Here is a 13,798-nt window from a genome sequence, read left to right as displayed (position 1 = left end):
ACATCTATCTTTAAAAGCCGTCAATTCTACAGCAGTAAGGCAAAATGAAATCAAGCGGAAATGTAATAATTTGCAAACTTTTGTTAACAACAAGCGTTGGGCCAGTGTCAGTCAGTTAAGGTCTGTCGGCTTGCCGGGGCTGCCCTGCAGCCCACGCCCGGCTTGTCGACAGCGAATGCATCGCTGGGTCATGGCCACCGGCCAGGCAAGAATTGATCTTCCGGAGACAAGCATGTTTCGTATCTTTGAGCGCTGGCTCGACCCTTTCCCACCCGACGAGATACCTCCGCCACCCGTTGGCCTGCTGCGCTTCATGTGGGCCTGCACCCGAGGGGCGCGCGGCTACATCCTGGCACTTGCACTGCTCAGTGCCGGGGTATCGATCTACGAAGCCTGGCTGTTCGCCTTCCTCGGCCAGGTCGTGGACCTGCTTTCGGCCTGGCAGGCCGGCGGTAACATCGGCCCCGAAGAAACCCGGGTGCTCTGGGGTATCGGCATCGTCCTGCTGGTCAGCATCGGGTTGGTGGCGCTGCGCACCATGCTTCAGCACCAGGTACTGGCGATCAACTTGCCGCTGCGCCTGCGTTGGGACTTTCACCGGCTGATGCTGCGCCAGAGCCTGTCGTTCTTTTCTGACGAGTTTTCCGGCCGGGTCACCACCAAGGTGATGCAGACGGCGCTGGCGGTTCGCGATGTGTTGTTCACCCTCATCGAGATCCTGCCCGGGATCGGCGTGTACTTCATCGCGATCATCGCCCTGGCCGGTGGCTTTGCCCTGAAGCTGATGCTGCCATTCATTGCCTGGGTCGTGCTGTTCGGCCTGGCCATGCTGTATTTCGTGCCGCGCCTGGGCAAGGTCGGCCAGGAGCAGGCCAACGCCCGATCATCGATGACCGGGCGGGTTTCTGACGCCTATACCAACATCACCACGGTAAAACTGTTCTCGCACGCCAACCGCGAAGCGCATTTCGCACGCGCAGCCATGGAGGATTTCAAGCAGACCGGTTTTCGCCAGATGCGTCTGGTCAGCCAGTTCGAAATCGTCAACCAGGCACTGGTGGTGGGCCTGATCATGGCTGCCGGTGGCTATGCCCTGTGGTTGTGGCACCAGGGCCAGGTCGGCACCGGGGCGGTGGCGGCGATCACCGCCATGGCCTTGCGTATCAACGGCATGTCGCACTGGATCATGTGGGAGATAACCTCGCTGTTCGAGAACATCGGCACCGTGCAGGACGGCATGGCCACCCTCACCCGCGGCCCCAAGGTGAAGGATGCGCCCGGCGCTACCGAACTGGTAACCAAGGGCGGCGCGGTGAGTTTCGACAAGGTCGGCTTCAACTACAACGGCGAGCGCCAGGTGCTCGACGACCTGAGCCTGCACATCCGCCCGGGCGAAAAAGTCGGCCTGGTCGGCCGCTCCGGGGCCGGCAAGTCCACCTTGATCAACCTGCTGCTGCGCTTCTACGACGTGGACCGTGGGGAAATCCGCATCGACGGGCAGAACGTGGCCAAGGTCACCCAGGACAGCCTGCGCAGCGCCATCGGCATGGTCACTCAGGACACCTCGCTGCTGCACCGCTCGATTCGCGACAACATCGCCTATGGCCGCCCCGATGCCACCGAAGCGCAGATTCGCGCCGCTGCGGCCAATGCCCAGGCCGATGGTTTCATCAGCCAGCTCAGCGACCGCCAGGGCAACACCGGTTACGACACTTTGGTGGGAGAGCGCGGCATCAAGCTGTCAGGTGGTCAGCGCCAGCGCATCGCCATTGCCCGGGTAATGCTGAAGAACGCGCCGATCCTGCTGCTGGACGAAGCCACCAGTGCGCTGGACTCGGAAGTGGAAGTGGCCATTCAGGAGAGCCTGGATGAAATGATGCAAGGCAAGACCGTCATCGCCATCGCCCACCGGTTGTCGACGATTGCCGCCATGGACCGGCTGATCGTGATGGATGAAGGGCGCATCATCGAACAAGGCACCCATGCGCAACTGCTGGCGAAGAATGGGACTTATGCGCGGTTGTGGCAGCACCAGAGCGGCGGGTTCCTGGGTGAGGACCAGGGCGTGGCCGAGGCGATGGAGTAGGCCTGTATGGGAGCGGGCCCGGCGAACACCGGCAAAGCCGGTGCCATGCGTCGACCTCCATCAGTTTTCCATCACGACGATGGACTGAGCTCAATCCTGGCCCTCAACCAAACACATGCGAAGGCCGGCGCAGCACCGGGTCGAACGGGTTGACCCGCTCGCCAATCGCCGCCGCCTCGCGCTTGAGCAGCGCTACCACGGTTGGCATGCGGTTGGGCCCCAGGCGGTCGCTGATGGTCGCCACGCTCAGGGCCGCCACCGCATGGCCGTTACGATCGAGGATCGGCACCGCCAGGCCGGCCATGCCATCGAGCACTCCGGTATTGCGCCCGGCATAACCGAGGCTGCGCACATTGTCGATTTCGGCGCGCAGCATGACTTCGTCGTAATGGTGGAAATCCTTCAGCCGCGGCAGGTTGTAGCGGATCACCTCGTCGCGCTCCTCCTCCGGCAGAAAGGCCAGGATTGCCAGGCTGCCCTGCCCCACCCCCAAGGCCACACGGCCGCCGATATCACCGGTGAAGGTACGAATCGGGTATGGCCCTTCGCTGCGGTCCAGGCACACCGCATCGAACCCTGAGCGCGCCAGCAGGAACAGCGAATCGCCCAGCGAGGCCGACAGCCGCAGCAGGCTGGGGCGCACCACATCGCGCAGGTTGCCGGCTTGCCCGGCCTTGGCCGCCAAGGCAAAAAAATCCAGGCTCAGCCGGTAGCGCTTGCTGGTCGCGCACTGGTCGACCATGCCTTCTTCAATCAGGCTGCGCAGCAGGCGGTGGGTGGTGGGTTGCGCCAGGCCAACCCGCTGCGCCAGTTGGCTGACCTTCTCGCCCTCGCCACCGCAATCTCCCAGCGCACGCAACACGGCGAACAAACGCGACACTGCACTGACGCCTACTTCCTTGGCCTGCTCATTTCGTTTATCGGAATCCATTTTTCGTCAAACCTTAGAAAATTCCAGTCAGCGGAATAATTTCAAAATAGCTGTCACCCAGTGAAATTACCCTTTGTCGCCATCCTAATCATTGCCCTACTCTCCGGTCCATAGGGCGATATCACAACATCGGCCGCCGCCACAGCAGCGAGCGCCAACGTCCGTAAAGCATTGCTTTTCGCCGCTGGCGCTCTGCCCACCCTGAAACTGCCGGTTGACCCCGGTTCCGTTTGCGATGGAGCACAGCCATGACCTTTCTGTTGATCGACAAGCTTTGCAAGCGCTATGGCGCCACGGAGGCAGTGGCCAGCTCGTCACTGGCCATCGAGAAAGGCGAGTTCGTCTCCCTGCTTGGCCCTTCGGGCTGCGGCAAGACCACCACCCTGCAAATGATTGCCGGCTTCGTCGAGGTCACCAGCGGCCGCATTGTCCTCGACGGCCGCGACATCACCCACGCCAAGCCGGCCAGCCGAGGCCTGGGCGTGGTGTTCCAGAGCTACGCGCTGTTCCCGCACATGACCGTGCGCGACAACGTCGCCTTCGGCCTGCGCATGCGCAAGGTGGCCAACGCCGACATAGCCCGCCGGGTCGACCAGGCCCTGGCGCTGGTGCGACTGGACAAACATGCCGAGCGCTACCCGCGCGAACTCTCCGGTGGCCAGCGTCAACGGGTGGCCCTGGCCCGTGCACTGGTGATCGAACCGCCAGTGCTGCTGCTGGACGAACCGCTGTCCAACCTGGACGCCCACCTGCGTGAAGAAATGCAGTTCGAGATCTGCCGTATCCAGAACGAGGTCGGCATCACCACTTTGATGGTCACCCACGACCAGGCCGAGGCGCTGTCGATCAGCGACCGGGTGGTGGTGATGGAAGCCGGGCGCATTACCCAGGTCGATGACCCCTACCGCCTGTATGAACACCCGGGCACGCCTTTCATTTCCGACTTTGTCGGCAAGGCCAACCGCCTGCGCGGCGTAACCGGCCCCGGCGGGCAACCGCAGGCGGATGCCCAGGGCCCGCTGACCCTCAGCCTGCGCCCGGAAAAGATCAGCCTCGGCCCGGCCGGCAGCGGCAAGCTCGCAGGCCGCATCAGCTGCCGCTACTTCCTCGGCAGCCAATGGCTGTATCGGGTCGACACAGCCTTGGGCAACCTGGCTGTGGTGCGTGCCAACGACGGCAACACACCGCTGGATGAAGGCACACAGGTCGGCCTGGACTGGAACGATGCCCTGCTGCGGGTGCTGAACGCTGGCGAGGTGGCGGCATGAGCGCGGCAAAGCTGCGCAGCAGCGCCTGGGGCTATGGCTTGAGCAGCCCGGCGCTGCTGTTGTTCCTGGCCTTGCTGGTGGTGCCATTGGGGCTGACCGTGCTGCTGTCGTTCAACGCGTTCGACTACAGCAGCGGCATCCAGGCCGGCCAGTACACCTTCGGCCATTACCTGAGCCTGGTGACCGACACCTACTACTACGAGATCTTCTTCCGCACCTTCTGGATCAGCGCCCTGGTCACCCTGCTTTGCGTGCTGATCGGCATCCCCGAGGCCTTGGTGCTCAGCCGCATGGGCGCGCCGTGGCGCTCGATCTTCCTGATCCTGGTGCTGACCCCGCTGCTGATTTCGGTGGTGGTGCGAGCCTTCGGCTGGAGCCTGCTGCTAGGCGCCGACGGCCTGGTCAACCAGGGCATCACTGCTCTCGGCGGGCAGCCGGTGAAGCTGCTGTATACGCCGTTTGCAGTGATCATCGGCCTGGTCCACGTGATGCTGCCGTTCATGATCATCCCGGTGTGGACCTCGCTGCAGAAACTCGACCCGGCTGCCGAGCAGGCTGCGCTCTCGCTGGGTGCCAGCCAGTGGACGGTGTTCCGCCGCATCGTGCTGCCACAGATCATGCCCGGCGTGCTGTCGGGCACGCTGATCGTGTTCGGCCTGGCCGCCAGTTCGTTCGCCATTCCCGGCCTGCTGGGCGGGCGCCGGCTGAAGATGGTCGCCACCATGATCTACGACCAGTACCTGGCCGAACTGAACTGGCCGATGGGTGCCACCATCGCCGTGGCCCTGCTGCTGATCAACCTGCTGGTGATGCTCAGCTGGAACCGATTGGTCGAACGCCGCTACAAACGCGCACTTGGAGTCTGAACCGATGACCCGTAACGGCCCGCTGGCCCTGTCCTTTCACGCCCTGGTGATGCTGTTCATGCTCGCCCCGCTGGTGGTGGTGTGCCTGGTGGCATTCACCCCGGAAAACACCCTGAGCCTGCCCACTGCCGGCTTCTCGCTGCGCTGGTTCAGCGCCGTGTTCGAGCGTGCCGATTTTCTCGATGCGTTCTACAACAGCCTGAAACTCGCAGCCCTGGCTGCCTCGCTGGCCACTCTGATCGCCGTGCCGGCGAGCCTGGCGATCACCCGCTACAGCTTCCCCGGCCAAGGCTTTCTCAACGGCCTGCTGCTATCGCCGATCATCATCCCGCACCTGGTGCTGGGTGTGGCCTTGCTGCGGCTGTTCGCCCTGCTGGGGGTCAATGGCAGCTTCGCCTGGCTGGTGTTCGCCCATGTCGTGGTGATTACCCCCTACGTGCTACGCCTGGTACTGGCTGCAGCCATCGGAATCGATCGCAGTGCCGAGCAGGCTGCGCAAAGCCTGGGCGCTGGCCGGGTCACGCTGTTCTGCAAGGTCACCCTGCCGATGATCCTGCCCGGTGTAGCCGGCGGCTGGCTGCTGGCCTTCATCAACAGCTTCGACGAAGTGACCCTGTCGATCTTCGTCACCTCGCCTGCCACCCAGACCCTGCCAGTGCGCATGTACGTATACGCCACCGAATCCATCGACCCGATGATGGCCGCCGTCTCGGCACTGGTGATCGCCGTCACCGCCCTGACCATGGTCGCCCTGGACCGCGTATATGGCCTGGACCGCGTGCTGGTGGGCAAGCAATGACAAGGAACGCTCCCATGCCCCTGTTCAAGCGCGTGGCCGAACACGACCGTGAGCCTGTGCCTTTCCTGCTCGACGGCCAACCGGCCAAAGGCATGAGCGGAGATACCCTGCTGACTGCCATCCTGACCAATGCCGGGCACCTGCGCGGCAGCGACTTCAACGCCGAACCACGCGCCGGCTTCTGCCTGATGGGCGCCTGCCAGGACTGCTGGGTACGCCTGCAGGATGGCCGCCGGGTACGCGCCTGCTCGACCTTTCTGGAACCGGGCCAGTGCGTGACCCGCGACCCGGGGCGCCAGCCATGAGTGCGATCGTGATCATCGGCGCCGGCCCGGCCGGCATCCGCGCCGCGCAAACCCTCGTAGCCCACGGCCTGCGCCCGGTGCTGCTGGACGAAGCCAGCCGCGGCGGCGGGCAGATCTACCGCCAGCAGCCGGCCAATTTTCGCCGCTCGGCCAAAGCCTTGTACGGCTTCGAGGCCGGCAAGGCCCAAGCCCTGCACAACACCCTCGAGCAACTGCGCGGGCAGGTCGACTACCGCCCGGACACCCTCGTTTGGAACGCCGAGAACCAAGTGCTGGACACCTTGCAACAGGGCCACCTGGCCGACCGCCTGGCGTTCGACCGGGTGATCGTCGCCACCGGTGCCACCGACCGGGTGTTGCCGATACCCGGTTGGACCCTGCCTGGGGTCTATACCTTGGGCGCTGCGCAAATCGCCCTGAAGTTCCAGGGCTGCGCGATCGGTGAACGGGTGGTGCTGGCCGGCAGCGGGCCGCTGCTGTACCTGGTGGCCTACCAGTATGCCAAGGCCGGTGCCAGGGTTAGCGCGGTGCTCGACACCTCACCGTTCAGCGCCCAGGTGCGTGCCCTGCCACGCCTGCTTCTGCAACCGGGCACCTTTGCCAAGGGCCTGTACTACCGAGCCTGGCTGGCCCGCAAGGGTGTGCCCGTGCACCAGGGCGTGACCCTGCTGGGTATCGACGGCGAGCAACGCGCCAGCGGTGTGCGCTGGTTGAGCAATGGCCAGCAACACGACCTGGCGTGCGACGCCATGGCATTCGCCCACGCCCTGCGCAGTGAAACCCAACTGGCCGACCTTCTGGGTTGCCAGTTCGCCTGGAGCGCGCTCAACCGCGCCTGGCTACCGGTACGTGATGCCCAGGGCCGGGCCAGCAGCCCCGGCGTATACCTGGCAGGTGACGGTGCCGGCATCCTCGGTGCCGACGGTGCCGAGATGAGCGGTGAACTGGCCGCCCTGACACTGCTGGCCGACCTCGGCAAGCCCGGCAACCCGCAGCGCCAGCAGCAACTGGAAAGGCGCCTGGCCACCCTGCAGCGCTTCCGCCAGGGGCTGGAGCAGGCCTTTCCGTTTCCCGAGCAGTGGGCACGGCAAGCCCCGGACCAGCTCACCGTGTGCCGCTGCGAGCAGATCAGCGCCGGGGAAATCCGCGCCACCGTGCGTGCCGGGCACTGGGAAATCAACCGGGTCAAAGCCATGTGCCGAGTCGGTATGGGCCGCTGCCAGGGCCGCGTGTGCGGTGCTGCTGCCGCCGAGTTGATCGCCTGCGAAAGCGGTCGGGCCATTGACCAGGTCGGGCGCCTGCGTGGCCAGGCTCCGGTCAAGCCCCTGCCCTTTGGCCTGGAGATAAAACCATGAAGCTGATCGAAGTGGATGCCATCATCGTCGGCGGCGGCATCGTCGGCAGCAGCGCTGCCTTGACCCTGGCCCGCGCTGGTCGGCAAGTGGCATTGCTGGAACGCGACTTCTGCGGCTCGCATTCCAGCGGGGTCAACTACGGCGGTGTGCGCCGTCAGGGCCGCTCGTTGGCGCAGCTGCCATTGTCGATGCGCGCCCATGCCATCTGGGGGAATCTGCGCGAGTGGATCGGCATCGATGGCGAATACGCCCGCAGCGGCCACCTGAAGCTGGCACGCAGCGAAACCGACTTCGATGCCTTGAAGGCCTATGCCCAGCGTACCCAGGCTTTTGACCTGCGCCTGCAACTGCTTGAACGACGCGAACTGCGCCAGCGCTTCCCCTGGGTGGGCGATATCGCCGTCGGCGCCTCGTACTGCCCCGAAGACGGCCATGCCAACCCACGGCTGGTGTCACCGGCCTTCGCCCAGGCGGCCAGGCGCAGCGGCGCCCAGGTGCATGAGCAGTGCAAGGTGCTGGAGGTGGGTCACGACGGCTACCGCTTCAGCGTACACACCAGCAGCGGCCAAGGCTTCAAGGCGCCCTGGTTGTTGAATTGCGCCGGCGCCTGGTCGGCGCAACTGGCCGAGCGGTTCGGCGAGCCGGTGCCGCTGACCGCAGCCCACCCGGCCATGCTGGTTACCGAGCCGCTGCCGCTGTTCATGACCGCCAGCACCGGGGTCGAAGGCGGCGGCATCTACGCCCGCCAGGTGGCGCGTGGCAACTGCGTGCTGGGCGGCGGGCGCGGTTTTGCCCTGACCCCGACCACCGCACGCCCGGGCCAGGCCGCAGTACTCGACATCCTGCGCAACGCCACCGAGCTGTACCCGGCACTGGCGGGCGCCCAGGCCATACGCACCTGGAGCGGCACCGAGGGTTACCTGCCCGATGACGAACCGGTGCTCGGCCCCAGCCTGCGCCAGCCTGGCCTGCTGCATGGTTTCGGCTTTGCCGGTGCCGGCTTCCAGATAGGCCCGGCTGCCGGTGAAGCGTTGGCGCAATGCATCCTGCACGGCGCGCCGGCACTCAGCCTGGCGGCTTTTTCCATCAACCGCTTTCAGCCCAACCACTACAAGGAAAACCTGTCATGACGCACAAGCAACGTTTGCTCGCCCTGTTCTGCACCGTGCCCGGCCTGTTCGCCTGCCTGCCCGCCATGGCCCAACCCACGCTGTACCTGGGCATGAACGGCGGCACCATGGAGCGGCTGTTCAGCGACAATATCCTGCCAAGGTTCGAGCAGGCCAACGGGGTGAAGGTGGTGATCGTTCCAGGCACCTCGGCCGACATCCTGGCCAAGGTCCAGGCCACGCCGAACAAGCCGTCGATCCATGTGATGGTGCTGGATGACGGCATCATGTACCGCGCCATCGGCATGGGCCTGTGCAGCACGCTCAAACCCAACCCGACCTTGGCCCAGTTGCCGGAAAAGGCTTTGATCAAGGACAAGGCCGCCGCAGTCAGCCTGGGCGTGACCGGGCTTGCCTACAACAGCCGCCTGTTCAAGGCCAATGGCTGGGCAGCGCCTACCTCATGGAACGACCTGGCCGACCCGCGCTTCAAGGACAAGGTGGTGTTCCAGTCGATGGCATCGTCCACCTTCGGCCTGCATGGTTTCCTGATGTACAACCGCCTGCACGGCGGTAGCGATACCGACGTCAACCCGGGCTTCGCCGCCTGGCAGAAGAACGTGGGCCCGAACGTGCTGGAGTACATCCCCAACTCGGCCAAGCTCTCGGAAATGGTGCAAACCGACGAAGCCGCGCTGTTCCCGCTCACCCCCACCCAGGTGACGGCGCTGAAGCTCAAAGGCATCCCGGTGGAGTACGCCGCGCCCAAGGAAGGTGCCGTGGTGCTCAACCAGGCCGAATGCGTCACGGCCAACAACGACCAGCCGGAGCTTGCACAGAAGCTCGCCGAGTTCCTGCTCAGCCCCGAGGCGCAGTCGCCGGCACTGGAGCTGGGTGACCAGATCCCGTCCAACCCCAACACGCCCACCAGCGACAAGACCCGTGGCCAGGTCGAAGCCATGCAGACCTACCTGCAGACCGCCGTGACCATCGACTGGGACCAGGTCAATACCCAGCGCCCCGAGTGGAACGCGCGCTGGAACCGCCAGATCGAGAGATAAGCCGAGGGCCTGGGCCGCTCCCACCCCTTTGCGTACCCTGTGGGAGCGGCTTTAGCCGCGAAGAATCCAGCGCGGTGCATGGCACCGGCTGCGCCGGTGTTCGCGGCTGAAGCCGCTCCCACAGGGTCCCGGCTAGCTCAATGAATCATGTTCAGTTCTATGAGATCTAGTTTCCCGGGAAGAAGGCAACACGCCTCCAAACCCTAACACCTCAATCCAGCACCGGCCGCAACAACGCCTGCGCCTCGTACAGGGTCGGCAGATACCGCAAGCGTATTTCATCCACACTCAACCGCGAAGCATGGGTGGTGATGGTCAATGTCGCTTTCAGCCGGCCGGCCCGGTCCAGCAGTGGCACACCCAGCACCCGCATGCCGACTTCATACTCCTGGTCCACGATACAGAACCCTTGCTCCCTCACCCGCAGCAACTCCGCCTCCAGTTGCAACCGGTCCGTCTGCGTATAAGGCGTCAACCCCCGCAGCGGGTTACGCGCAAAGTAGGCATCCCGTTCTCCCTCATCCAGCCAGGCCAGCCAGACACGCCCGCCGGCGGTGCAATACATCGGCACCCGCGAACCCGGCCGGATCGACAACGAGGCCACATGGCTGTAGCGGCTGCGTACCAGGTGGATGATCTCGTCACCATCACGGGTACCCACCGACACATGCTCCTGCGTCTGCCTCGCCACCTGCTCGACGATCGGCCGCAGCATGCGCGGCAATTGCGCCGAGTCCACATACGCCTGGCCGAGGCGCAGCGCCTTGGGCGTAAGCCAGTACTCACGGCTGTCGGTTTCGGCAAACCCTTCGTGCACCAAGGTCAACAGAAACCGCCGCGCGGCACTGGGGGTAAGGCCGGACAGCCTGGCCGCCTGCGGCACGCTCAGGCGCGGCTGCTCGGCGCTGAACAGCTGCATGAGCGCCAGGCCTTTCTGCAAGCCGGCGATCAAGTCACGAGGATGGATAGCGGGGGTGTTCATCTATTCGACTCGCAAGCAGGGCAAAAACAGCCGATTACCGCGATAACCGGATCAAGGATGCGATTATCGCATTAAACGCCCGATCAGCGCATTGTTGCCAACGACCCCGTTGCCTCACCCTTGGCCTCCATAACAACGCCAATAAGGAGGTCAGCATGATTCGTGGTTCCACTGAACTGGTCGCCATCGTCGGTTCGCCAATTGCCCAGGTGAAGTCCCCGGACAACTTCAACACCTGGTTCGCCAACAACAACTGCAACCTGGCCATGCTGCCCATCGACCTGCATGAGGCTGCACTGGATACCTTCGCCGGTACCCTGCGCGGCTGGCAGAACCTGCGTGGGTGCGTGGTCACCGTGCCATACAAGCAGGCCCTGGCCAGCCGCCTTGATGGCCTGAGCGAACGTGCAGCCGCGCTGGGCTCGGTCAATGTGATTCGCCGTGAGCGTGACGGTCGCCTGCTGGGCGACAACGTGGACGGCGCCGGCTTCCTCGGTGCTGCGCGCAAACATGGTTTCGAGCCGGCAGGCAAGCGGGCACTGGTGATCGGTTGTGGCGGGGTCGGCAGTGCCATTGCCCATGCACTGGGCGAGGCCGGCATCGCCAGCGTCACCCTCAGCGACCCCAGCACAGCACGCGTGGGCGCTGTTTGCGAGCTGCTCGGCAATGCCTTCCCCAAGGTCGAACTCGCCACCCGGGTCGACGGGCTGGAAGGCTTCGACCTGCTGGTCAACGCCTCCCCTGTCGGCATGGGCGGTAGCGCGGAGCTGCCGCTGCCTGCCGCCCTGCTCGCCACCTTGCAGCCCGAAACCCTGGTCGCCGACGTGGTCACCTCGCCCGAGATCACCCCACTGCTCAACCGGGCACGCCAGGTTGGCTGCACAGTCCAGACCGGCCCGGAAATGGCCTTCGCCCAACTCGGGCACCTGGGCGCCTTCATGGGCGTCACGCCGCTGGAGATCTGAAGCCATGCCGACGCATGAACATGCGCAACACAACTTTGACCTGGTCGTGCTGGGCAGTGGCGCCGGTGGCTTTACCGCTGCCGCCACGGCCGCGCGCCATGGGCTGAAAGTGCTGGTGGTGGAAAAGGCCGAACACTTTGGCGGCACCTCGGCAATTTCCGGCGGGGCGGTGTGGCTCTACGGTACCGATCAAGCCCGCGCCGCCGGTGCGGTGGACTCCCCCGAGGCCATCCGCACCTACCTCAGGCAGGTCATCGGCGACGGCTACGATCCCGCCCTGGCCGACGCCTTCATCGAGCATGGCCACCAGGCGCTGCGCTGGCTGGAGCAGAACACCGAACTGCGCTATGCCCTGCGCCCGCACTCGCCGGACTATTATCCGGACGCCCCGGGTGCCACCCAGTTTGGCCGGGCGCTGGAAATGGTCGAGTACGACGGCAAACAGCTCGGGCAGCACTTCAAGAACCTGAAGATGCCGCCGCCCGGCATGCTGCTGTTTGGCGGCATGATGGTCAACCGCGTGGATATCCAGCATTTTCTCAGTATCCGCCGCTCGCCCCGGTCGCTGTGGCATTGTCTGAAGCTGATGGCGCGTTATGCGCGGGACCGCCTGAGCCACCCGCGCGGCACGCGGCTTACCACCGGCAACGCCTTGATCGCCCGCCTGGCCAGCAGCGCCTTCGCCCATGGCACGCAGCTGTGGTTACGCAGCGAAGCCCTGGAACTGATCGTCGAACGCGGCGTGGTCACCGGCGTGGTGGTGCAACGCGAAGGGCGCCGTGAGCGGGTGCTGGCGCGGGGTGGAGTGGTGTGCGCCATGGGCGGGTTCGCTGCAGGCGCGCTCGCCGACAGCTACCGGCCGGCCCGGCAAGCGCCGCACCTGACCATGTCACCGCCCACCAATGACGGCGCTGCCCTGCGCCTTGGCCAAGCCGTGGCCGCAGCCCAGGGCGAAGGCCTGGTGGCCAACTTCTTCTGGGCACCGGTTTCCGAATTGCGGCATGCCAGTGGCGAGCATGAACGCTTCCCGCACCTGGTCACCGACCGCGCCAAACCAGGCGTGATCGCGGTGAGCCCGGACGGGCGACGCTTCGTCAACGAATCCGATTCCTACCACCACTTCGTGCAGACCATGTTCGCCAAAGGCATCGCCAGCTGCTGGCTGGTCTGCGACGCCGAGGCGATGAACCGCTACGGCCTGGGCCTGGCGCGGCCAAAGCCGGTGGACAACCAGGCATTGATCGACGCCGGCTACCTGTACCGCGCCGCAACAGCGCAGGCCCTGGCCAAGGCCATTGGCCTGGACCCACAGGGGTTCATGCAGACCCTGGAGCAGTTCAACGCCGACGCACGCAACGGCATCGACCGCGCGTTCGGCAAAGGCGGCAACAGCTACAACCGCTACATGGGCGACCCACAACACATGCCCAACCCATGCCTCGCGCCGCTGACCAGCGGCCCGTTCTACGCCATCCGCATCCACACCGGAGACCTCGGTTCGGCCTGCGGGCTGGTGACCAACGCTCAGGCCAACGTGCTGAACCGCAATGGCCAGCCGATTGCCGGGCTGTATGCAGTCGGCAACGACATGAACTCACTGATGAAAGGCACCTACCCTGGCCCCGGTATCACCCTGGGCCCTGCCCTCACCTTCGGCTGGCTCGCTGCCAACCACATCGCCGCGCGCCTGCAGGCGCCAACCACCCACATGGAGACCCCAGCATGTACTACGAACTGAGAACCTACACCCTCGACCCACTGAAAATGGCCGACTGGCTGAGCCTGTACCAAAGCCACGCGCTGGAGGTGCAACGCGAGCACCTGGGTAACCTGGTCGGCTTTTTCACCAGCGAGTTCGGCGAAGTCAACCAGGTGGTGCATGTCTGGGGCTATGCCAGCCTCGACGAACGCATGGCACGCCGCGCAGCCATGGCAGCGGACCCGCGTTGGGCAGAGTTTTCAAGGCGCAACCGCGAGTTGGGCGCGGTGTTGCACTTGCAGTCACGCCTGCTGCGGCCCACCGGTTTTTCGCCGCTGCAGTAAAACCTCTTCCTCCAACGCCTGAGCGGAC

At 65.0% G+C, this 13,798-nt stretch carries 13 protein-coding genes; 11 read left to right on the top strand and 2 right to left on the bottom strand.

The genetic code is table 11. The annotated features are described in order from the left end of the window. Window positions 1-232 precede the first annotated feature (232 nt). Window positions 233-2,086, top strand: a complete 1,854-nt coding sequence (locus tag CAF92_RS16215; protein WP_046613943.1) for an ABC transporter ATP-binding protein — start codon at window positions 233-235, stop codon at window positions 2,084-2,086. Window positions 2,087-2,189: 103 nt separating this feature from the next. On the opposite strand, the gene CAF92_RS16210 is transcribed toward CAF92_RS16215, so the two are convergent. Next, complete coding sequence (locus tag CAF92_RS16210) at window positions 2,190-3,017, bottom strand: IclR family transcriptional regulator (RefSeq protein ID WP_039613319.1); 828 nt, start codon at window positions 3,015-3,017, stop codon at window positions 2,190-2,192. 248 nt (window positions 3,018-3,265) lie between these two features. Here CAF92_RS16210 and CAF92_RS16205 point away from each other — a divergent pair, with 248 nt between their 5' ends. Genes CAF92_RS16205 through CAF92_RS16175 form a run of 7 tightly spaced genes read left to right on the top strand, consistent with a single transcriptional unit; the run spans window position 3,266 to window position 9,780 of the window. Further along, window positions 3,266-4,285 carry an ABC transporter ATP-binding protein gene (locus tag CAF92_RS16205; protein ID WP_085601379.1) on the top strand — a complete coding sequence of 340 codons (1,020 nt, stop codon included), beginning with the start codon at window positions 3,266-3,268 and terminating at the stop codon, window positions 4,283-4,285. Beyond that, entirely contained in the window at window positions 4,282-5,151 is an 870-nt protein-coding gene (locus CAF92_RS16200; RefSeq protein ID WP_046613946.1) for an ABC transporter permease, read from the top strand. Before CAF92_RS16205 ends, CAF92_RS16200 begins: the two co-directional genes overlap by 4 nt. A 4-nt stretch (window positions 5,152-5,155) precedes the next feature. Beyond that, window positions 5,156-5,950, top strand: a complete 795-nt coding sequence (locus CAF92_RS16195) for an ABC transporter permease (protein WP_085601378.1) — start codon at window positions 5,156-5,158, stop codon at window positions 5,948-5,950. Window positions 5,951-5,964: 14 nt separating this feature from the next. Then, window positions 5,965-6,255, top strand: a complete 291-nt coding sequence (locus CAF92_RS16190; RefSeq protein WP_024086802.1) for a (2Fe-2S)-binding protein — start codon at window positions 5,965-5,967, stop codon at window positions 6,253-6,255. Then, complete coding sequence (locus CAF92_RS16185) at window positions 6,252-7,610, top strand: NAD(P)/FAD-dependent oxidoreductase (protein WP_085601377.1); 1,359 nt, start codon at window positions 6,252-6,254, stop codon at window positions 7,608-7,610. The genes CAF92_RS16190 and CAF92_RS16185 overlap by 4 nt, the downstream gene beginning before the upstream one ends. Continuing rightward, entirely contained in the window at window positions 7,607-8,740 is a 1,134-nt protein-coding gene (locus tag CAF92_RS16180) for an FAD-binding oxidoreductase (RefSeq protein ID WP_085601376.1), read from the top strand. Before CAF92_RS16185 ends, CAF92_RS16180 begins: the two co-directional genes overlap by 4 nt. Continuing rightward, complete coding sequence (locus CAF92_RS16175; protein ID WP_015269996.1) at window positions 8,737-9,780, top strand: ABC transporter substrate-binding protein; 1,044 nt, start codon at window positions 8,737-8,739, stop codon at window positions 9,778-9,780. The genes CAF92_RS16180 and CAF92_RS16175 overlap by 4 nt, the downstream gene beginning before the upstream one ends. A 211-nt stretch (window positions 9,781-9,991) precedes the next feature. On the opposite strand, the gene CAF92_RS16170 is transcribed toward CAF92_RS16175, so the two are convergent. Continuing rightward, window positions 9,992-10,762 (bottom strand): IclR family transcriptional regulator, encoded by a 771-nt coding sequence (locus CAF92_RS16170; RefSeq protein ID WP_085601375.1) that lies wholly within the window; start codon window positions 10,760-10,762, stop codon window positions 9,992-9,994. Window positions 10,763-10,917: 155 nt separating this feature from the next. Here CAF92_RS16170 and CAF92_RS16165 point away from each other — a divergent pair, with 155 nt between their 5' ends. Genes CAF92_RS16165 through CAF92_RS16155 form a run of 3 tightly spaced genes read left to right on the top strand, consistent with a single transcriptional unit; the run spans window position 10,918 to window position 13,770 of the window. Further along, window positions 10,918-11,727 (top strand): shikimate dehydrogenase, encoded by an 810-nt coding sequence (locus tag CAF92_RS16165; protein ID WP_085601374.1) that lies wholly within the window; start codon window positions 10,918-10,920, stop codon window positions 11,725-11,727. A 4-nt stretch (window positions 11,728-11,731) separates the two neighbouring features. Beyond that, on the top strand, window positions 11,732-13,465 hold the full coding sequence (locus CAF92_RS16160; protein ID WP_085601373.1) for an FAD-dependent oxidoreductase: 1,734 nt from the start codon (window positions 11,732-11,734) through the stop codon (window positions 13,463-13,465). After that, the gene (locus tag CAF92_RS16155; RefSeq protein ID WP_046613952.1) at window positions 13,450-13,770 is read left to right on the top strand and encodes an NIPSNAP family protein; all 321 of its coding nucleotides are present in this window, start codon (window positions 13,450-13,452) and stop codon (window positions 13,768-13,770) included. The genes CAF92_RS16160 and CAF92_RS16155 overlap by 16 nt, the downstream gene beginning before the upstream one ends. Window positions 13,771-13,798 lie beyond the last annotated feature (28 nt).

The organism is Pseudomonas sp. B10(2017) (assembly GCF_002113295.1).
GTDB lineage: Bacteria > Pseudomonadota > Gammaproteobacteria > Pseudomonadales > Pseudomonadaceae > Aquipseudomonas > Aquipseudomonas pudica.
This window is presented reverse-complemented; position numbering and strand designations above follow the sequence as displayed.

Bases quoted from the DNA above. Each gene is read 5' to 3' on its own strand.
- CAF92_RS16215 (WP_046613943.1), top strand. From the start codon at position 233: ATGTTTCGTATCTTTGAGCGCTGGCTCGACCCTTTCCCACCCGACGAG.
- CAF92_RS16170 (WP_085601375.1), bottom strand. From the start codon at position 10,762: ATGAACACCCCCGCTATCCATCCTCGTGACTTGATCGCCGGCTTGCAG.
- CAF92_RS16180 (WP_085601376.1), top strand. From the start codon at position 7,607: ATGAAGCTGATCGAAGTGGATGCCATCATCGTCGGCGGCGGCATCGTC.
- CAF92_RS16185 (WP_085601377.1), top strand. From the start codon at position 6,252: ATGAGTGCGATCGTGATCATCGGCGCCGGCCCGGCCGGCATCCGCGCC.
- CAF92_RS16165 (WP_085601374.1), top strand. From the start codon at position 10,918: ATGATTCGTGGTTCCACTGAACTGGTCGCCATCGTCGGTTCGCCAATT.
- CAF92_RS16200 (WP_046613946.1), top strand. From the start codon at position 4,282: ATGAGCGCGGCAAAGCTGCGCAGCAGCGCCTGGGGCTATGGCTTGAGC.
- CAF92_RS16190 (WP_024086802.1), top strand. From the start codon at position 5,965: ATGCCCCTGTTCAAGCGCGTGGCCGAACACGACCGTGAGCCTGTGCCT.
- CAF92_RS16155 (WP_046613952.1), top strand. From the start codon at position 13,450: ATGTACTACGAACTGAGAACCTACACCCTCGACCCACTGAAAATGGCC.
- CAF92_RS16175 (WP_015269996.1), top strand. From the start codon at position 8,737: ATGACGCACAAGCAACGTTTGCTCGCCCTGTTCTGCACCGTGCCCGGC.
- CAF92_RS16160 (WP_085601373.1), top strand. From the start codon at position 11,732: ATGCCGACGCATGAACATGCGCAACACAACTTTGACCTGGTCGTGCTG.
- CAF92_RS16195 (WP_085601378.1), top strand. From the start codon at position 5,156: ATGACCCGTAACGGCCCGCTGGCCCTGTCCTTTCACGCCCTGGTGATG.
- CAF92_RS16205 (WP_085601379.1), top strand. From the start codon at position 3,266: ATGACCTTTCTGTTGATCGACAAGCTTTGCAAGCGCTATGGCGCCACG.
- CAF92_RS16210 (WP_039613319.1), bottom strand. From the start codon at position 3,017: ATGGATTCCGATAAACGAAATGAGCAGGCCAAGGAAGTAGGCGTCAGT.